Below are 18805 nucleotides of genomic sequence, written 5' to 3'. Positions count from 1 at the left end.
GTACCCCTTACACGCTTTTCGACAACATTTTTCTATGGGTATGGATCGACATAACAATCCCGAACCCAGCCATCAGCACGATAAGTGCCGAGCCTCCGTAACTGACCAGTGGGAGAGGAACGCCAACCACGGGCAGAATACCGCTCACCATACCAATATTTACGAAGACATAAACGAATAATATCAACATTAAACCACCCGCCATGACGCGACCAAAGGTGGTTTGCGCGTGGGCAGCGATCCATAATCCGCGCATAATCAGCAAAATGTACAGCGCCAGCAGAATTAAGATCCCTACCAGACCCAGTTCTTCCGCTAATACCGCGAAGATAAAATCTGTATGGCGTTCGGGTAAAAACTCAAGCTGCGACTGCGTACCGTGTAGCCAGCCCTTACCACGTAGACCGCCGGAGCCAATAGCAATTTTAGACTGAATGATGTGATAACCCGCACCCAGCGGATCGGTTTCCGGATCGAGTAACATCATGACGCGCTGACGTTGATAATCATGCATCAGGAAGAACCACAGTATCGGGATAAACGCCGCAACCAGGACTACCGCAACACCGATTAAACGCCAGCTCAAACCAGAAAGGAACAGAACAAACAGACCGGAAAGAGCGACCAGTATTGAAGTTCCGAGGTCTGGCTGGGCGGCCACCAGCAGGGTGGGCATAAATATCAGCACCAACGCAATGGCGGTATTTTTTAGCGATGGCGGGCAAACATCACGGTTGATGAAGCGCGCGACCATCAGCGGCACGGCAATCTTGGCGATTTCGGATGGCTGAAAACGCACAATCCCCAAATCCAGCCAGCGCTGCGCACCTTTGGAGATAGCGCCGAAGGCATCTACTGCCACCAACAAAATGATGCAAAAGATGTAGAGATAGGGAGCCCAGCCTTCATAAACTCGGGGCGGGATTTGCGCCATCACCACCATGATGACCAGGCCCATTGCGATCTGACCGACCTTGCGCTCCATCATGCCAATATCCTGGCCGCTGGCGCTCCAGATGACCAGCGAGCTGTAAACCAGCAGCGCCAGCAAAATAAGCAACATCGTGGGATCGATGTGGATTTTGTCCCAGAATGTTTTTTTGTTCGGATTATCCGTCACGATTATTGGTCCTCCGCTGCTGCAACCGCGGGGTTTTCTGCAGGCAGATTGGTGTTATTGTCGCCCAACATAATGTGGTCAAGGATCTGGCGCATAATGGTACCCACAGCCGGGCCCGCGCCACCGTTCTCAAGAATTATGGCGACAGCAACCTGGGGCTTATCATAGGGTGCGAAGGCCGTCATCAGCTTGTGGTCACGTAAGCGCTCGGCGATCTTATGTGCGTTATAGGTTTCATTGGCTTTCAGGCCAAAGACCTGTGCAGTACCGGATTTCGCCGCAATTTTGTAAGGTGCGCCAGCGAAATATTTGTGTGCAGTACCGTTAGGACGGTTGGCTACACCGTACATGCCGTCTTTTGCGATTTCCCAATAACCGGAATGAATGTCACCAACGGGTGGTTCGTGCGGCTGAATCCACGGCACTTGCTTGCCGTTTTCTGCCGTACTCATCAGCAGATGCGGAACTTTTACCAAACCGTCGTTGATAAGGATCATCAGCGCTTTACTCATCTGGATAGGGGTTGCTGTCCAGTAACCCTGACCGATGCCGACCGGAATGGTATCACCCTGGTACCATGGCTTTTTGAACCGTTTTTGCTTCCACTCGCGGGTTGGCATGTTTCCGGCGCGCTCTTCGGCAAGATCGATACCCGTATATTGACCGTAGCCAAACTTGCTCATCCACTCTGAAAGGCGGTCTATCCCCATATCATAGGCGATTTGATAGAAAAACGTATCCGCCGACTCTTCCAGAGAACGGGTGATGTTCAGATGGCCGTGCCCCCATTTTTTCCAGTCGCGGTAACGTTTTTCAGAGCCCGGTAATTGCCACCAACCCGGATCGAACAGACCAGTATTGCGGGTGATGACGCCTGCACTTAATGCAGAAACCGCGACGTAAGGTTTAACCGTCGAAGCAGGAGGGTAGACACCCTGAGTTGCGCGGTTAACCAATGGGGTATTCGGGTCATTGAGCAACCCGGAGTAATCTTTACTCGAGATACCATCGACAAACAGGTTCGGGTCGTAGCTCGGCATGGACACCAGTGCGAGAACGCCACCGGTACGCGGGTCGGTGACTACCACCGCGGCACGACTGCCCGCCAGCAGCGTTTCGATGTACTGCTGGAGTTTCAGGTCAAGGGTGAGATAGATATCGTGCCCGGCCTGCGGCGCCACTTCTTTCAGTTGGCGAATGACGCGGCCACGGTTGTTCACTTCAACTTCTTCATAACCCGTCTGGCCGTGAAGTACGTCTTCATAGTAGCGTTCAATACCCAATTTACCGATGTCGTGCGTCGCCGCGTAGTTGGCCAGCTTGCCGTCTTTGTCCAGGCGGTCCACGTCTTTATCGTTGATCTTCGATACGTAGCCAATGACGTGGGTCAGCGCAGAGCCGTAGGGGTAATAGCGGCGTTTATAGCCTTTAACTTCGACGCCGGGAAAGCGATATTGATTAACGGCGAACCGTGCCACCTGCACTTCACTGAGGTTAGTTTTTACCGGAATGGAGGTGAAGCGGTGTGAACGGGCGCGCTCTTTTTTAAAGGCGGCAATGTCGTCGTCCGTCAGGTCTACGACGTTACGCAGCGCGTCGAGGGTATCCTGAACGTTGTCGACCTTTTCCGGCATCATTTCTATCTGATAAATGGTGCGGTTAAGGGCGAGTGGAATTCCGTTACGGTCATAAATGATGCCGCGACTGGGGGCGATAGGCACCAGTTTGATGCGGTTTTCGTTCGAGCGGGTCTGATAATCAGTAAAGCGAACGATTTGCAGATTATAAAGGTTGGCGATCAGCACGCCGGTGAGCAGCAAAATCCCCAAAAAAGCGACCAGCGCCCGGCGCACAAACAGCGCGGACTCAGCCGAATAGTCGCGAAAAGAATTCTGTAGTTTCATCCGCTGCTTAATCTACTCAAGAATCAATGATCACTCACGGTGATAAGGATGGTTGGTGGTGATGCTCCACGCCCTGTACAGACTCTCCGCGACCAGAACCCGAACAAGAGGGTGAGGAAGGGTTAACGCAGAGAGTGACCAGCTTTGTTCCGCTGCCGCTTTACAGGCAGGGGAGAGACCTTCCGGCCCGCCAATCAACAGACTGACGTCACGACCGTCCAGTTTCCAGCGTTCCAGTTCAGTCGCCAGCTGCGGCGTGTCCCAGGGTTTACCAGGGATATCAAGGGTGACGATGCGGTTTTTGCCTGCGGCAGCCAGCATCTGCTCACCCTCTTTGTCGAGAATGCGTTTAATATCCGCGTTCTTGCCGCGTTTCCCTGCCGGGATTTCGATCAGCTCAAAGGGCATATCTTTCGGAAACCGACGGAGATACTCCGTAAACCCGGTTTGCACCCAGTCAGGCATCTTCGTACCCACAGCGACAAGTTGCAGCTTCACGCATTAACTCCAGAGTTTTTCCAGTTCATACAGGCGACGGCTTTCTTCCTGCATCACGTGGACAATCACATCACCGAGGTCAACGACGATCCAGTCTGCAACGTTCTCGCCTTCTACGCCGAGCGGCAGCAGGCCAGCTGTGCGGGACTCCTGAACAACGTGGTCTGCGATAGACATTACATGACGGCTGGACGTGCCGGTGCAGATAATCATGCAATCAGTGATGCTGGATTTGCCCTGAACGTCTAAGGCGATGATGTCTTGACCTTTCAGGTCATCAATTTTGTCGATTACAAAATCCTGAAGTGCTTTACCCTGCAAGTGTTCCCCCTGGGTGAAAAGAGTTAAAAACGTCTGTTAGTATACCTGAACCAGAGGCGATATCGGGACAAATGTCTCCGAAAGCGCTTTTGAAGTGCGCTATCATCCCACCCCACGCCGCAGAATGCATCGCCATTTTTGTAAAACAATTTCTGCAAAGCTCTGAAGGGCGGGAAAAGTCAGGTTGCGGAGAATAACAGCCTGTCATGGGGTGTCAATGGGAGAGAAGCCCTTCGGCAGAAAAAACAGGGCTTTCACTCCCCGTCGTGCCATACAGCCCGGCTGTTGAGCACTTTCAGAACCGCAAAATCGTCGCAAAAGTCAATTGCGCTCCAGCAACCTTGTTCGACGCGAAAATGCCACATTGCTGCAGCCGGCATGGACAGCAGACGGGCGATCAACACGCTCAGAACACCCTGATGGCTCACCACCAGTAGGTTTTGGCACGTTTTGTAATCAGCGAGCTGAGCAATAAAGCGTTCCACGCGCAGGGAAAACGCCTGAAAACCTTCACCATTGGTTGGCGTCGCATTCTGCCAGTCGTTACACCACACGGCGTAGTTTTCGGCGTCTTCTCGCGCCAGATCGCGATGATGGCGCATTTCCCAGTCACCAAAAAACATCTCATTGAGCTCAGGCATGTTGCGCACAGGAACCTCGCGATCGCCTAAGATCAACTGCGTTGTATGGCGGGCACGTTCCAACTCGCTGCACAGAACGTTGTCGACAGGCACATTGCGTAACAGCGTACCCAGTGTTTGCGCCTGAGCGATACCCCGTTCCGTTAGCGGTGTGGGGGCGTGGCCGCTGTATAAACCAGCGACATTGGCTTCAGTTTCTCCATGACGTACTAACCAGAGTCTCATTTTTTCCTCTTGAGGTTATTCGCACAAAACATGATGTTTGCCCTGATTGCGCAGAGATTTTTCACTAAAATACCTTTTTTTGCGTGGAGCGGCACGATGTCTTTATTGAAGAGCGCGCATGGTGGCAATACCCGAGAAGCCGCCGAACTGTTGGGCATCTCGCCTGAACAATTGTTGGATTTTAGCGCGAATATTAATCCGCTGGGTATGCCGGCAAGTTTAAAACGCGCGATCGTCGACAACCTGGACTGCGCGGAGCGTTACCCGGATGTTGATTACGCTAAATTGCATGCGGCGCTGGCGGAGCATCATCAGATTCCTGCCTCATGGATACTTGCCGGAAACGGCGAGACTGAGTCGATTTTCACTTTGGTGCAAGGACTTAAACCACGTCATGCGATGATCGTGACGCCCGGGTTTGCTGAATATCGTCGGGCGCTGCAATGGGGAGACTGTACGATCCATGAGTTTGCGCTGCGCGAAGACGATGGCTGGCAGCTTACCGATGCAATCCTCGATACGTTAACCTCAGAGCTGGACTGCCTGTTTCTCTGTACGCCCAACAATCCCACTGGCTTGCTGCCCGATAACCGCCTGCTGCGCGAAATAGCCGCGCGTTGTGAGTTGCTTGGGATCAATCTGATCCTTGATGAAGCGTTTATCGATTTTATTGCCGGGGAGCAGGGGTTTATTCCGCTGCTTCGGGATAACCCGCATATTTGGGTGCTGCGCTCGCTAACCAAGTTCTATGCGATACCGGGGCTGCGGTTAGGGTATCTGGTCAACAGTAATGAACAGGCTGTTGCACAGATGCGCCGTCGACAAATGCCGTGGTCAATTAACGCATTTGCTGCACTGGCAGGCGAGATTATTTTACACGACAGCGCATATCAGCAGGCAACATGGAAGTGGCTGGAGCAAGAGGGCGCGAGGTTTGATCGGCAGTTGAAAGAACTGCCCGGCCTGACGGTGTATCCTGGCAGGGCAAATTATCGCTTATTGCGCTGCGATCGGGCGGATTTTGATCTGCAACGCGCAATGCTGGAACAACATGTCTTGATTCGCAGTTGTGCTAATTATCCGGGGCTGGATGCGCGCTATTATCGGGTAGCCGTTCGCAGCCAGGAAGAGAATAACCGCCTGTTGGCGGCTCTACGCAAGGTGCTTAGCGGTACAACCCCTGCTGATTGATATAGTCAAGCACTGCTGCTGGCATCAGGTCGTCGCACGGCTCGCCTTTTTCCAGACGCTCACGGATGAGCGTGGCGGAGATGTTAAACCACGGCGTTTCAGCCAGATAAATTTTCCCGCAAGGCAAGTTGTGCAGGTCATCTGGCGAATGGGTCAGATGATCCTCCAGCCACTGCTGGTGCTTTTCCTGCGCCATTTCGAGCGGATAGCCCGGACGTCGGCAGACAATGAGGTGGGTGTTACCCAGAATCGTGTCGTAGTCATGCCAGGACGGAAAGGTAAGCAGTGAGTCCTGGCCAATAATAAACGCTAATGGCACGTCCGGTCCTTGCTCCTCGCGCCACTCTTTGAGCGTTTGCGCGGTGTAGGAGGCGGTATCGCGTTTCAGTTCGCGTTCATCAAGGGAGAACAGCGGCTTATCGGCAATGGCCAGTTCAACCATGCGTTGACGTTGTTCGCCGGACGCTTCGGGTTGCGCACGATGCGGCGGCACATTATTGGGCATGATAATAACCCGGGAAAGGCCAATCAGATTCGCCAGAATTTCAACCGGTTTAAGATGACCATAATGTACCGGATCAAAGGTGCCACCGAACAGAGCCTGCAATGATTTCATATCAACCATCAATAAAAACATCGGCCAGCGATTTATGGCAGAGCAACAGGGAAAGCCCCTCAAGTTCCGCCCACACTGACTGACCATAGTCTTGTTTAAGCGTAATTTCAGTACGCGTTAACAGCGTTACAGCCTGACGCAACTGCGCAGGATTCAGCCGGTTTAGCGCGTCTCCCATCATACCCCGGCGATTTTGCCACACCCGGTGTTTATCAAACAACGTGCGCAAAGGCGTATGGGCTGACTGCCGTTTTAAGTTGACCAACAGCAGTAATTCACGCTGTATCGTGCGCAGCAAAATAACCGGCTCACTGCCTTCCAGGCGTAACTGTTGCAGAATGTGCAGCGCGCGTTTGCTTTTGCCCATCAGCAGCGCATCCACCCAATGGAACGGGGTAAAGTGCGCGGCATCGTTAACGGCTTTCTCCACGCGAGGCAGCGTTAGTTTGCCATCAGGCCAAAGCAATGCTAGCCGTTCCAGCGCTTGCGCCAGTGCTAACAGATTACCTTCATAGCAATAGCACAACAGCTGATTGGCTGCGTCATCCAGTTGTAGATTGTTAAGCTTCGCTCTGGCGGCGACCCAACGAGGAAGCTGTGCTTGCTCCGGCGTCTGGCAGCTTACCTGCACCGCATTATTGGCAAGTCCGGTATACCATGCGGCGTTTTCCTGCGCTTTAGTCAGTTTGTTGCCGCGAACAATCAGCAGCAGGTCGTCATGTAGCAGTGCGACGAGTGAAGCGAGCTGTTCGTTAATGGCGGCATTGGGGCCATTTTCTGGCAACTGCAGGAGCAGGGTTTGACGGCTAGCAAACAGGCTCATCGCCTGGCAGAGTGAAAAAATCTCTCCCCAGTCGGTGCTATTGTCCAGGGTGAAAGCGTGGTGTTCTTCGAATCCTTGCGTTGCAGCTGCCTGACGGATAGCGTCCTGGCTTTCCTGCAATAAGAGAGGATCGTTACCTAAGAGCAAATACGCCGCGCGCAGCCCTTCATTGAGCTGTGCGCGGAGTTGTTCAGGGTACAACTTGAGCATCAGTTACCCAGCGTGGTGGAAACACGCGCCGGAGATGATGCAGGCTCTGCGGCTTTTGTCGCCGCTGGCTTAGCATCATCATCAGCATTGGATGACAGAGTATCGGCCAGATGTACGCTTGGCAGCTTACGAATTAACTGTTCAGCCGCTTTGTCATACATCTCTTTAACGATCATCTCTTGCTCGTTATCCTTCGCCAGTGCAGCCTGTGGGTTGTCAAAGAACGAACGATAAACTTTGGCGCTGATTGGATAAATATCATGACCTGGGATCAGCACGGATGCACTCACGGACATCACCATCTGGTATTCAGCCGTTTGACCGTTCTGGAATACCGACGCCGTATCCTGCGAAATGCTGACCGCGCCAAGACGTAAGGACGTCACATCTTTACGCATTGAGCCGTCTTCAAGCAGCGTAACGCCATTCAGGCGCAGCTGATTACGAACCGCGCGGCTTAATGGGCCGTTCGGATCACCAGAGTTCAGGATCATGGTTTTCATTGAGGGTGGAACCTGCGTAGTACTACGCAGATGCCAACCGCACCCGGCGGTGACAAGCACCGCCAGAGATAACAACAATGTTGTCAGAAGTCGCACGCTTCCTCCCGCGCTTAGCCAACGACCAGATTGAGGAGTTTACCTGGTACATAAATCACTTTACGTACGGTAACGCCATCAAGATATTTTGCCACCAGGTGCTCCTGGCCAGCACGTTCACGAACCTGTTCTTCTGTCGCATTTACCGGAACGGTAATTTTGCCACGGACCTTACCGTTCACCTGAACAACAACCAGCGTCGAGTCTTCAACCATTGCGGCTTCGTCCGCCACCGGCCACGGTGCGTTGTCGATATCGCCTTCGCCTTTCAGTGCTTCCCACATCGTGAAGCAAACGTGTGGGGTGAACGGGTTCAGCATGCGAACGACGGCCAGTAACGCTTCCTGCATCAGGGCTCTGTCTTGTTCGTCTTCCTGCGGTGCTTTCGCCAGCTTGTTCATCAGCTCCATAATCGCCGCAATTGCGGTGTTAAAGGTCTGACGACGACCGATATCATCGGTAACTTTAGCAATGGTTTTATGTACGTCGCGACGCAGCGCTTTTTGGTCTTCGCTCAACGCATCAACGTTCAGGGCAGCAACATCGCCTTTGGAAGTATGTTCGTAAACCAGCTTCCATACACGTTTCAGGAAGCGGTTCGCCCCTTCAACGCCGGATTCCTGCCATTCCAGCGTCATATCAGCCGGAGAAGCGAACATCATGAACAGACGTACCGTGTCAGCGCCGTAACGTTCAACCATGACCTGCGGGTCGATACCGTTATTTTTCGACTTGGACATTTTGCTCATGCCGGTATAGACCAGTTCATGGCCTTCTGCGTCCTGAGCTTTGACGATACGACCTTTTTCGTCGCGCTCAACGATGGCATCAACCGGAGAAACCCAGTTACGCTCGCCGTTTGCACCAACGTAATAGAACGCATCAGCCAACACCATACCCTGGCACAGCAGCTGTTTGGCCGGTTCGTCAGAGTTGACCATGCCCGCATCGCGCATCAGCTTGTGGAAGAAGCGGAAGTAGAGCAGGTGCATGATGGCGTGTTCAATACCACCAATGTAGATATCAACTGGCAGCCAGTAGTTTGCAGCTTCTGGATCCAGCATCCCTTCGTTGTACTGCGGGCAGGTGTAGCGCGCGTAGTACCAGGAGGATTCCATAAAGGTATCGAAGGTGTCGGTTTCGCGCAGCGCAGGCATGCCGTTAACGGTGGTTTTTGCCCACTCCGGATCGGCTTTGATTGGGCTGGTGATGCCGTCCATAACCACGTCTTCCGGCAGAATAACCGGTAATTGATCTTCTGGCGTCGGCAGTACGGTACCGTCTTCCAACGTCACCATCGGAATTGGCGCACCCCAGTAACGCTGACGGGAAACACCCCAGTCACGCAGACGGTAGTTCACTTTACGCTCACCCACGCCTTTCGCTACCAGCTTGTCAGCAATGGCGTTGAAGGCAGCTTCGAAGTCGAGGCCGTCAAACTCGCCGGAGTTAAACAGCACGCCTTTTTCGGTCAGAGCTTGTTCGGACAGATCCGGCTCTGCGCCTTCAGCGGTCAGAATTACTGGCTTGATGGTCAGGCCATATTTTGTCGCAAACTCGTAATCGCGCTGATCGTGGCCCGGAACGGCCATGACTGCGCCCGTACCGTATTCCATCAGGACGAAGTTTGCTGCCCAAACGGGGATTTCTTCGCCAGTCAGCGGGTGAACAGCTTTAAAGCCCGTGTCGACGCCTCTCTTCTCCATGGTTGCCATTTCGGCTTCAGCAACCTTGGTGTTGCGGCATTCGTCAATGAAGGCGGCCAGTTCTGGGTTATTTGCAGCAGCTTTCTGCGCCAGCGGGTGACCTGCGGCAACGGCCAGATAGGTCGCACCCATAAAGGTGTCCGGGCGGGTGGTGTAAACGGTCAGCGTGTTGTCGTAACCGTTCACATCGAAGGTGATTTCCACGCCTTCAGAACGGCCAATCCAGTTGCGCTGCATCGTTTTCACGGTGTCAGGCCAGTGATCCAGGTTATCCAGGTCACGCAGCAGTTCGTCAGCGTAAGCGGTAATTTTGATGAACCACTGTGGGATCTCTTTACGCTCGACTTTGGTATCGCAACGCCAGCAGCAGCCGTCGATAACCTGTTCGTTCGCCAGTACGGTCTGGTCGTTCGGGCACCAGTTGACCGCAGACGTTTTCTTGTACACCAGGCCTTTTTTGTACAGCTCGGTGAAGAATTTCTGTTCCCAACGGTAGTATTCCGGGGTGCAGGTCGCCAGCTCACGGCTCCAGTCGTAACCGAAACCCAGCATTTTGAGCTGGTTTTTCATGTATGCGATGTTGTCGTACGTCCACGGTGCTGGCGCGGTATTGTTTTTAACCGCAGCGCCTTCTGCAGGCAGACCGAACGCATCCCAGCCAATTGGCTGCAGTACGTTTTTGCCCAGCATGCGCTGGTAGCGGGCGATCACGTCACCGATGGTGTAGTTACGTACGTGGCCCATGTGTAGTCGACCAGAAGGATAGGGAAGCATAGACAGGCAGTAATACTTCTCTTTGCTCTCGTCTTCGGTAACTTCAAATGTGCGCTTCTCATCCCAGTGAAGCTGTACTTTGGATTCTATCTCTTCCGGGCGGTATTGCTCTTGCATGGCAGCCAGTGGTCCTGTTTTCAATACAGCTACAAACGTAGCTCTAGATGTGGTGTTTCAGATCCGCATAGCATAGCCCAAACGCCCGCGCCAAAACAGCCTTTCGCGCATTCAGCGTTGAATTCCCGCAAGGATAATTCTTGCACGAATTTACACACTCTGTGGACAGTCTTGCAAAGCGTAGCGTAAATAACGTCTATTATTATAGACAGTTAACGACCCAGGAGGCGAAGTGATGAACAAGGTTGCTCAATATTACCGTGAACTGGTGGCTTCACTGAGCGAACGTCTGCGTAATGGCGAACGCGATATTGATGCGTTGGTGGAGCAAGCGCGTCAACGAGTTATGCAGACCGGGGAGTTAACGCGAACCGAGGTGGAAGAGCTCACCCGGGCCGTCAGACGTGACCTGGAAGAGTTTGCTCTGAGCTATGAAGAAAGTCTCGATGAGGAGACAGACAGCGTCTTTATGCGGGTTATCAAGGAGAGTATCTGGCAGGAACTGGCCGATATTACCGATAAAACGCAGCTCGAATGGCGCGAGGTGTTCCAGGACCTCAGTCATCACGGGGTTTATCACAGCGGTGAGGTGGTCGGATTAGGTAATCTGGTCTGTGAGAAGTGCCACTTCCATTTAGCGGTTTACACCCCGGATGTGCTGCCGCTGTGTCCGAAATGCGGGCACGATCAGTTTCAGCGCCGACCGTTTGAGCCGTGATCGCTTATTGCCGGATGGCGACGCAAAGCGTCTTATCCGGCCTACAAATTGCACGATTTTGTAGGCCGGATAAGCGTTAGCGCCATCCGGCGTGTATTAGGCGTAAAACTTCAGCCGTTCTGCCAGCAAATCGACAAACCCTTGACGATCCACGTCTACCATTACGGTGGCGTTTGGCTTATTGCCGCTCAGGAAGTAGTAATCCACCACGGTCATTCCCTGGGTATATTTACCCTGAGTTTCCACGCCGACCCAGCGTTCAACGGTGGTAAACAGTTCAGGTTTCAGCAGCCAGGCAATGGTGCATGGATCATGCAGTGGCGCGCCGATGAATCCCCATTTTTCATCTTTATGATACTCAAAGAAGAAGTCGAGTAGTTCAGCAACGATCGTCGAAACAGGGTTGCCGATAGCGCGGAACCGCTCGGTATCTTCGCGATGTATTTGCGCTTTATGCGTGACGTCCAGACCAGCCATCACCACTGGAATGCCAGACTGGAATACGATCTCCGCGGCTTCAGGATCCACGAAAATATTGAACTCGGCGGCGGGCGTCCAGTTTCCGAGGCCCATCGCACCACCCATAATTACGATACGGGCGATTTTGGCGTGCAGCTCAGGATGGCTATTCAGGAGCAATGCGACGTTAGTTTGCGGCCCGGTGGAGACAATCGTCATCGGTTCCGGGCTTTCACGCAGGGTTTTCGCCATCAGTTCCACGGCGGTACAGTCTTGTGGCGCAAAAGCGGGTTCCGGCAGCGCCGGGCCATCCAGCCCACTCTCGCCGTGAACGTTATCGGCGATAATCAGATCGCGCATCAGTGGCTTCACTGCGCCACCAGCTACTGGTATATCCGTACGGTTGAGCAACGTTAACATGCGCAACACGTTACGCAGTGTTTTGTCTGGTGTCTGGTTACCGGCTGATGAGGTTATCGCTTTCACATCCAGTTCTGGTGAGGCGAGGGCGAGCACAATTGCGATAGCGTCGTCATGACCCGGATCGCAATCAAACAGGATAGGAAGTGCCATTGTTGCTCCTTGTAAGTGGGACTTTGTGACAAGGTTAACGCTGGGCTGTATGTGTTTCGAGAGGCGAAGGGATAAAGCGTGAGGTGGCGCGCACATGGAGGTGCGCGCCAGCAAGATTAGTGCAGTATTTTCGCGAGGAAGTCTTTGGCGCGGTCCGATTTCGGATTAGCGAAGAACTCTTCTTTCGGTGAGTCTTCAACAATTTTCCCTTCATCCATGAAGATCACCCGGTTCGCCACTTTACGCGCAAAGCCCATTTCGTGGGTTACCACCATCATGGTCATCCCTTCATTGGCCAGTTCAACCATAACGTCCAGTACTTCGTTGATCATTTCAGGATCAAGCGCCGACGTTGGTTCGTCAAACAGCATGGCGATAGGATCCATGCACAGCGCCCGGGCGATAGCGACACGCTGTTGCTGGCCCCCTGAGAGCTGAGCTGGAAACTTTTCCGCATGTGCTGACAGACCAACGCGTTCCAGTAACTTTTGCGCTTTGTCGCGGGCCGGCTTTTTATCGCGCTTGAGCACTTTTACCTGCGCCAGAGTCAGGTTCTCAATGATCGACAGGTGAGGGAACAGTTCAAAGTGCTGGAACACCATACCAACGCGAGAGCGCAGTTTGGCCAGATCGGTTTTTTTATCATTCACCACGGTACCATCAACGGTGATGACGCCTTGTTGTACCGGCTCCAGCCCGTTCACCGTTTTGATAAGCGTTGATTTACCTGAACCTGACGGGCCGCAGACCACAACCACTTCCCCTTTTTTCACTTCCGTGGAGCAGTCGGTCAGCACCTGAAAGTGACCATACCATTTAGAAACATTTTTCAGGGTAATCATTAAACTGTCCTTTTCTTCAAATAGCTGACCAACAACGATGCGCTCAGACTGAATACAAAATAAACGGCGCCAGCAAACAGGATCATTTCAACCTGCGTGCCGTCACGCTCGCCAATGGTGGAGGCGGTACGGAAGAAGTCTGCCAGACTTAATACGTAGACCAGCGAGGTATCCTGGAAGAGTACGATGCCCTGGGTTAGCAGCAGCGGTACCATCGCGCGGAATGCCTGCGGCAGAATAATGAGCTTCATCGACTGCCAGTGGGTCATCCCTAGCGCCAACGCGGCGCTGGATTGCCCACGAGAAATACTCTGGATACCGGCACGGATAATCTCGGAATAGTACGCGGCTTCAAACATCGAAAACGCGACCATTGCTGAGATCAGGCGAATATCGGTTTTTGGCGACAGACCCAGTACGTTTTGCAGGAAGCCGGGCACAATCAGGTAGAACCACAGCAGCACCATGACCAGCGGAATAGAACGAAATACGTTGACGTAGCCTTTCGCAAACCAGGCTATCGGCGCGAAGCTGGACAGACGCATGACGGCCAGGATAGTTCCCCATACGATACCAATGACGACCGCCGTGACGGTAATTTTCAGCGTGATCATCAGCCCATCCAGCAGATACGGCAGGGAAGGGACAATAGAACTCCAGTCAAATTCGTACATTATTTGCCTCCCAAATTGCCAGGCAGGCGGATTTTACGTTCAACGAGATTCATCACCAGCATGATGACGGCGTTAATCAGGACGTAAGCCAGAGTGATAGCGGTAAACGATTCCCATGCGTGGGCGGAGTAATCCAGCAGTTTGCCCGCCTGTGCCGCCATATCGACCAGGCCGATGGTGGAGGCGATCGCGGAGTTCTTCACCAGGTTCATCATCTCTGAGGTCATTGGCGGAACAATCACGCGGTATGCGTTTGGCAGCAGAACATAACGATAAGCCTGAGGCAACGTCAGCCCCATCGCCAGTGCGGCGTTTTTCTGCCCACGAGGCAGAGACTGAATAGCGGCGCGAACCTGTTCGCAGACGCGCGCGGCGGTAAACAGCCCTAGACAAAGCATCGATGAAAGGAAGAACTGGATGTTGGGATCCAACTCAGCCTTGAACCACATCCCAATGTTTTCCGGCAGCAGTTCAGGAATAACCAGATACCAGGTAAAAAACTGGACGATGAGCGGAACGTTACGAAACAGCTCAACGTACAGCGTGCCGATCCCAGAAAGGAAACGATTTGGAACGGTACGTAAGATGCCGAATAAAGAGCCTATGAGGAAAGCGATAATCCATGCGGTGATGGATAACGCGACAGTGACCTGGAAACCACTCCAGAGCCAGCCGAGATAGGTGGTGTTGCCGAACGGGGCTTGTTGTAAAAAAATACCCCAGTTCCAGTCTATAGACATAAATCTACTCCAGAAAAAAAAGGGTAGCAGCGCTACCCTCGAAGATTGTTATTCGGCGTTTTGCGGTTTTCAGGCCTGATGGGGAACGACCATCAGGCTTATAGTCTGTCCGTGCCGAGTAACAATCGAGAGGGAGGGGAAGCCTCCCATTTATTTTAGTTAGTTAAGCGCTTTATCATTCGGTTCTTTGAACAGGGCTTTCATCTCGTCTGACAGTTCGAAATTCATGTTCAGGTTCTTCGGCGGAATTGGATTTTTAAACCACTTATCAAACCATTTCTCAGCTTCGCCTGAGGTTTGCGCCTTGGCGATAGTGTCGTCCATCAGCTTTTTGAACTCAGGATCATCTTTGCGCAACATACAGCCGTAGGCTTCCTGAGACTGTGGCTTGCCGACGATCTCCCAGTTGTCTGGTTTCTTCGCTTTCGCGCGCTCGCCAGCCAGCAGGGCGTCATCCATCATAAAGGCAACGGCGCGACCGCTTTCCAGAGTACGGAAAGAGTCACCGTGGTCTTTCGCGCTGATGATGCGCATATCCATTTTTTGTTCTTCATTCAGCTTGTGCAGCAGAACTTCGGAGGTGGTACCTGAAGTCACGACTACGGCTTTACCTTTCAGATCGGCGAAATCTTTAACGTCGCCGCCTTTTTTCGCCAGCAGACGGGTGCCGACAACGAAAATGGTGTCAGAGAAAGCCGCTTGTTTTTGGCGCTCGACGTTGTTGGTGGTGGATCCACATTCAAAATCGAAGGTGCCGTTTTGCAGCAGCGGGATACGGTTTTGTGAAGTAATCGGGATCAGTTTTACCTGCAGATCAGGCTTGTTCAGCTTTTTCTTCACGGCTTCAACGATCGCGTTGGAGTAATCCTGTGAATAACCGACCACTTTTTGCTGATTATCGTAGTAAGAAAACGGTACTGATGATTCACGGTGGCCGACAACGATCACGCCATTTTTGGCGATCTTATCCAGCGTGCTGCCTGCCGCTGGTGCTGCGTCTTCTGCGTGCGCCAGACCGGCGGACATTCCCATGACCAGCATGGCAGTGGCGAGCTTACGTAATTGCATATCCAACTCCTTTATCGTCTGCGCCAGGGACGCATTGATACCCATTGTGATGTTGTTATTGTTTGCTACTAAAACGTGCAGTCTTGTATGTGTTTGTTAACATTTAGTTTGGATGAATGTAAAGAATTTGCTGTGTTATTGTTTATTTTTGCGAAGTGCGCCGCACCATTTGGGGGCAAAAATATCTTGTTGCACTTTTCAGGTGCTACCGGCGCTCAACTTTGGTGCGACCAGGTTGCACATTCAGCCAAAACAGCGTTTGCCTTGTAGAACAAAGCAATAGACGTGCCAGAATGGTCTTTTGGAGGGGGGAAGTAGGCCTGATAAGCGTAGCGCCATCAGGCACGATGCTGCACAACTGCCGGATGGCGGCGTACCGCCTTATCCGGCCTGCATTTGATGGGGCGCTGTTTTACTTACGACGTTGGCGCAGACTCATTACCACTGCGCCAAAGCCAAACAGCGCGGTTAGCAGCCAGAGCGGCCAGTTTCCGGTACGGGCATAAGGGGTTAAGCCCGTCGTTGGCGTCACGCTGGTGGTCAGCACCTGACGGGTAAACTGCGGGATCATCGCCTGAACTTCGCCCTGTGGACCAATCACCGCCGTAATACCGTTGTTGGTGCTACGCAGCAGAGGTCGCGCCAGCTCCAGGGAACGCATACGCGCCATCTGGAAGTGCTGCCACGGGCCAATAGATTTACCAAACCATGCATCGTTAGAGATAGTCAGCAGGTAGTCCGTATCCGGGCGGAAGTTATCCCGTACCTGTTCGCCAAGAATGATTTCGTAGCAGATGGCAGCGGTCAGCTTAAAGCCGTGTGCATGCAACTGTGGCTGTACATAAGGACCGCGGCTGAACGAAGACATTGGCAGATCAAAGAATGGCGCTAGCGGGCGCAGGATAGATTCCAGCGGGACAAATTCGCCAAACGGTACCAGATGGTTTTTGTTGTAGCGGTTGCTGGAGTCGTAGCTGTATGGGCTGTCTTTACCCAGTGTGATGATGGTGTTGTAGGTGTCGTAACGATTCTGCTTGTTCAGACGCGCGTCTACAATACCGGTAATCAGCGTGCTGTTTTTCGATTTCAGCAGGTCATCCATCATGCTCAGAAAACGCTGCTGGTTAATTTCCAGGTCCGGAATAGCGGATTCTGGCCAGATGATGAGCTGTGATTTGCCCATCTCAGGCTGGGTGGCGTCGAGATAAATCTTCAGGGTGTTGAGTAACTGGCCTTCATCCCATTTGAGCGACTGCGGGATGTCACCCTGCACCATCGAGACCTGGGTGGTTTTTTCCGGCTCCAGCGTGTACCACTGGATATAACGTAGCGGGAAGGGCAGAGCGAAAAGCACCACGGCGGCAGCCAGCGGCTTCCAGTTACGCGTTACCAGTGCAAGTGCCAGCAGGCCGCTAACCATCATCAGCAGGAAGTTTATCGCCTCAACGCCCATTACCGGCGCCAGCCCTTTTAACGGACCGTCGATCTGGCTGTAGCCGAATTGCAACCACGGAAAACCGGTCAGTACCCAGCCGCGTAGAAATTCAGTGATTTGCCAGACTACCGGCGCGGCAATCGCTACACGTATCCAGGTAGTTTTCGGCCACAGACGCGCCAAAACGCCGGCAAACAGGCCAGTGTAGAGGGAAAGGTAAGCAGCAAGCAGAACCACGAGGAAGACGTTAACGGGGCCCGGCATACCGCCAAACTGCGCGATACTGACGTAAACCCAGTTGATGCCTGAGCCAAACAGTCCCAGTCCCCAGAAGTAGCCGATAGCGGCAGACTGGAGCGGACGGCGGTTGAAGGTGAGAGCCTGCAGACCCATCAGCGAAACAATCGCAGCGGGCCAGATGTCATACGGTGAGAAAGCCAGTGTCCCGCAGGCACCGAATAATAACGCCAGCAGCAGGCGAATGCGCTGGCGTTCAATTAAAGGGGCAAATGCCATGTAGTCTTAGATCCAGTTTCGGGTTTATTCGTCCAGTTTGGGCTGGGGTGAGTCGTCCGGAATTCTGACATGAACCTGAATAATACGACGGCTGTCGGCCATTGCCACTTTGAACTGGTAACCATCAATGTCGATGGTCTCTCCGCGCGCGGGCAGATGACCGAAGGCCTGCATGACCAACCCGCCAATGGTATCCACTTCTTCATCGCTGAAATGCGTGCCGAAAGCTTCGTTGAAGTCTTCAATCGGCGCCAGCGCACGAATAGTCCAGGTGTGGCGACTGAGCTGACGGAAATCAATATCGTCTTCTTCGTCGTACTCATCTTCAATTTCACCGACAATCAGTTCAAGGATGTCCTCAATGGTCACCAGACCTGAGACACCGCCAAACTCGTCGATGACGATAGCCATATGATAACGCTGGGAGCGGAACTCTTTCAGCATGCGGTCAACCCGCTTGCTTTCAGGGACGACAACCGCCTGGCGTAACACTTTCTCCATGCTGAAGGCTTCGGCATCGCTACGCATAAATGGCAGCAGATCTTTGGCCATCAGAATCCCTTCGATGTGATCCTTGTCTTCGCTAATTACCGGGAAACGCGAGTGGGCAGACTCGATAATGACATCGAGGCATTCGTCCAGAGTTTGGTTGCGTTTCAGGGTAATCATCTGGGAGCGAGGGATCATGATGTCGCGAACGCGTTGGTCCGCAATATCCATTACCCCTTCGAGCATATCGCGCGTATCTTCATCGATAAGGTCGTTTTGCCCGGAATCACGGATCAGCTCCAACAGTTCGTCGCGGTTTTTTGGTTCACCGTGGAAAAGTTGGCTCAGTAACAGGGAAAAAAATCCCTTTTTGCTGTTTAAGGTGTCACTACTGTGTGAATTGTCGTCGCTCATGGCGTCGTATGGGTTCTCATGTTAGTTAATACAAAGCGCGTCATGCGTTTACTCAGCTGTTGACGGCATGTTTTGCCTGATGGCGCTACGCTAATCAGGCCTACGAAAGGCATGAATGTAGGCCGGATTAGG

General features: G+C 52.8%; 18 protein-coding genes. 2 read left to right on the top strand and 16 right to left on the bottom strand.

Features of this window, described 5'->3' with window-relative positions; genetic code table 11:
- Window positions 1–7: 7 nt before the first annotated feature.
- From mrdB to OGX83_RS11020, 5 genes are all read right to left on the bottom strand, one after another.
- The gene (gene mrdB, locus OGX83_RS11040) at window positions 8–1120 is read right to left on the bottom strand and encodes a peptidoglycan glycosyltransferase MrdB (protein WP_003022718.1); all 1113 of its coding nucleotides are present in this window, start codon (window positions 1118–1120) and stop codon (window positions 8–10) included.
- Between the two features lie 2 nt (window positions 1121–1122).
- Window positions 1123–3024, bottom strand: coding sequence for a peptidoglycan DD-transpeptidase MrdA (gene mrdA / locus OGX83_RS11035; protein ID WP_003831292.1), 1902 nt, complete (start codon window positions 3022–3024; stop codon window positions 1123–1125).
- Window positions 3025–3054: 30 nt separating this feature from the next.
- Window positions 3055–3522 (bottom strand): 23S rRNA (pseudouridine(1915)-N(3))-methyltransferase RlmH, encoded by a 468-nt coding sequence (rlmH, locus tag OGX83_RS11030; protein WP_003022725.1) that lies wholly within the window; start codon window positions 3520–3522, stop codon window positions 3055–3057.
- 3 nt (window positions 3523–3525) lie between these two features.
- A complete protein-coding gene (rsfS, locus tag OGX83_RS11025) occupies window positions 3526–3843 on the bottom strand; it encodes a ribosome silencing factor (protein ID WP_003022728.1) in 318 nt (105 codons plus the stop codon).
- A gap of 254 nt (window positions 3844–4097) precedes the next feature.
- Window positions 4098–4709 (bottom strand): adenosylcobalamin/alpha-ribazole phosphatase, encoded by a 612-nt coding sequence (locus OGX83_RS11020; protein ID WP_286588022.1) that lies wholly within the window; start codon window positions 4707–4709, stop codon window positions 4098–4100.
- Window positions 4710–4805: 96 nt separating this feature from the next.
- On the opposite strand from OGX83_RS11020, the gene cobD reads away from it, so the two are divergent.
- Window positions 4806–5900 carry a threonine-phosphate decarboxylase CobD gene (cobD, locus tag OGX83_RS11015; protein WP_008784087.1) on the top strand — a complete coding sequence of 365 codons (1095 nt, stop codon included), beginning with the start codon at window positions 4806–4808 and terminating at the stop codon, window positions 5898–5900.
- On the opposite strand, the gene nadD is transcribed toward cobD, so the two are convergent.
- The 4 genes from nadD to leuS are packed head-to-tail and all read right to left on the bottom strand — an operon-like array spanning window position 5875 to window position 10745.
- Complete coding sequence (nadD, locus tag OGX83_RS11010) at window positions 5875–6516, bottom strand: nicotinate-nucleotide adenylyltransferase (RefSeq protein ID WP_100247219.1); 642 nt, start codon at window positions 6514–6516, stop codon at window positions 5875–5877. The two genes, cobD and nadD, sit on opposite strands and share 26 nt — an antisense overlap.
- Window position 6517: 1 nt before the next feature.
- A complete protein-coding gene (gene holA / locus OGX83_RS11005; protein WP_286588021.1) occupies window positions 6518–7549 on the bottom strand; it encodes a DNA polymerase III subunit delta in 1032 nt (343 codons plus the stop codon).
- Window positions 7549–8148, bottom strand: a complete 600-nt coding sequence (lptE, locus tag OGX83_RS11000) for an LPS assembly lipoprotein LptE (RefSeq protein WP_286588020.1) — start codon at window positions 8146–8148, stop codon at window positions 7549–7551. The genes holA and lptE overlap by 1 nt, the downstream gene beginning before the upstream one ends.
- A 14-nt stretch (window positions 8149–8162) precedes the next feature.
- The gene (gene leuS, locus OGX83_RS10995) at window positions 8163–10745 is read right to left on the bottom strand and encodes a leucine--tRNA ligase (protein ID WP_125362501.1); all 2583 of its coding nucleotides are present in this window, start codon (window positions 10743–10745) and stop codon (window positions 8163–8165) included.
- Between the two features lie 235 nt (window positions 10746–10980).
- Here leuS and OGX83_RS10990 point away from each other — a divergent pair, with 235 nt between their 5' ends.
- Window positions 10981–11463 (top strand): zinc ribbon-containing protein, encoded by a 483-nt coding sequence (locus OGX83_RS10990; RefSeq protein WP_003022748.1) that lies wholly within the window; start codon window positions 10981–10983, stop codon window positions 11461–11463.
- Window positions 11464–11559: 96 nt separating this feature from the next.
- Here the strand turns inward: OGX83_RS10990 and rihA are convergent, their stop codons facing one another.
- From rihA to corC, 7 genes are all read right to left on the bottom strand, one after another.
- On the bottom strand, window positions 11560–12495 hold the full coding sequence (rihA, locus tag OGX83_RS10985) for a pyrimidine-specific ribonucleoside hydrolase RihA (protein WP_128611436.1): 936 nt from the start codon (window positions 12493–12495) through the stop codon (window positions 11560–11562).
- 116 nt (window positions 12496–12611) lie between these two features.
- On the bottom strand, window positions 12612–13337 hold the full coding sequence (gltL, locus tag OGX83_RS10980) for a glutamate/aspartate ABC transporter ATP-binding protein GltL (RefSeq protein WP_003022754.1): 726 nt from the start codon (window positions 13335–13337) through the stop codon (window positions 12612–12614).
- Window positions 13337–14011, bottom strand: coding sequence for a glutamate/aspartate ABC transporter permease GltK (gltK, locus tag OGX83_RS10975; RefSeq protein WP_038638772.1), 675 nt, complete (start codon window positions 14009–14011; stop codon window positions 13337–13339). The genes gltL and gltK overlap by 1 nt, the downstream gene beginning before the upstream one ends.
- Window positions 14011–14751, bottom strand: coding sequence for a glutamate/aspartate ABC transporter permease GltJ (gltJ, locus tag OGX83_RS10970; RefSeq protein WP_003831316.1), 741 nt, complete (start codon window positions 14749–14751; stop codon window positions 14011–14013). The genes gltK and gltJ overlap by 1 nt, the downstream gene beginning before the upstream one ends.
- A gap of 159 nt (window positions 14752–14910) precedes the next feature.
- Complete coding sequence (gene gltI / locus OGX83_RS10965; RefSeq protein ID WP_003022762.1) at window positions 14911–15819, bottom strand: glutamate/aspartate ABC transporter substrate-binding protein GltI; 909 nt, start codon at window positions 15817–15819, stop codon at window positions 14911–14913.
- 412 nt (window positions 15820–16231) lie between these two features.
- On the bottom strand, window positions 16232–17770 hold the full coding sequence (gene lnt, locus OGX83_RS10960; protein ID WP_071445754.1) for an apolipoprotein N-acyltransferase: 1539 nt from the start codon (window positions 17768–17770) through the stop codon (window positions 16232–16234).
- Window positions 17771–17794: 24 nt separating this feature from the next.
- Window positions 17795–18673 carry a CNNM family magnesium/cobalt transport protein CorC gene (gene corC / locus OGX83_RS10955; protein WP_003022770.1) on the bottom strand — a complete coding sequence of 293 codons (879 nt, stop codon included), beginning with the start codon at window positions 18671–18673 and terminating at the stop codon, window positions 17795–17797.
- Window positions 18674–18805: the final 132 nt, after the last annotated feature.

The organism is Citrobacter sp. Cpo074 (assembly GCF_030332745.1).
Taxonomy (GTDB): Bacteria; Pseudomonadota; Gammaproteobacteria; order Enterobacterales; family Enterobacteriaceae; genus Citrobacter; species Citrobacter portucalensis.
The sequence above is the reverse complement of the archived record's forward strand: the minus strand, read 5'-3'. Positions and strand labels throughout refer to the sequence as shown.

Bases quoted from the DNA above. Each gene is read 5' to 3' on its own strand.
- mrdA (WP_003831292.1), bottom strand. From the start codon at position 3,024: ATGAAACTACAGAATTCTTTTCGCGACTATTCGGCTGAGTCCGCGCTG.
- OGX83_RS11020 (WP_286588022.1), bottom strand. From the start codon at position 4,709: ATGAGACTCTGGTTAGTACGTCATGGAGAAACTGAAGCCAATGTCGCT.
- cobD (WP_008784087.1), top strand. From the start codon at position 4,806: ATGTCTTTATTGAAGAGCGCGCATGGTGGCAATACCCGAGAAGCCGCC.
- nadD (WP_100247219.1), bottom strand. From the start codon at position 6,516: ATGAAATCATTGCAGGCTCTGTTCGGTGGCACCTTTGATCCGGTACAT.
- holA (WP_286588021.1), bottom strand. From the start codon at position 7,549: ATGCTCAAGTTGTACCCTGAACAACTCCGCGCACAGCTCAATGAAGGG.
- leuS (WP_125362501.1), bottom strand. From the start codon at position 10,745: ATGCAAGAGCAATACCGCCCGGAAGAGATAGAATCCAAAGTACAGCTT.
- OGX83_RS10990 (WP_003022748.1), top strand. From the start codon at position 10,981: ATGAACAAGGTTGCTCAATATTACCGTGAACTGGTGGCTTCACTGAGC.
- rihA (WP_128611436.1), bottom strand. From the start codon at position 12,495: ATGGCACTTCCTATCCTGTTTGATTGCGATCCGGGTCATGACGACGCT.
- gltL (WP_003022754.1), bottom strand. From the start codon at position 13,337: ATGATTACCCTGAAAAATGTTTCTAAATGGTATGGTCACTTTCAGGTG.
- gltK (WP_038638772.1), bottom strand. From the start codon at position 14,011: ATGTACGAATTTGACTGGAGTTCTATTGTCCCTTCCCTGCCGTATCTG.
- gltJ (WP_003831316.1), bottom strand. From the start codon at position 14,751: ATGTCTATAGACTGGAACTGGGGTATTTTTTTACAACAAGCCCCGTTC.
- gltI (WP_003022762.1), bottom strand. From the start codon at position 15,819: ATGCAATTACGTAAGCTCGCCACTGCCATGCTGGTCATGGGAATGTCC.
- lnt (WP_071445754.1), bottom strand. From the start codon at position 17,770: ATGGCATTTGCCCCTTTAATTGAACGCCAGCGCATTCGCCTGCTGCTG.
- corC (WP_003022770.1), bottom strand. From the start codon at position 18,673: ATGAGCGACGACAATTCACACAGTAGTGACACCTTAAACAGCAAAAAG.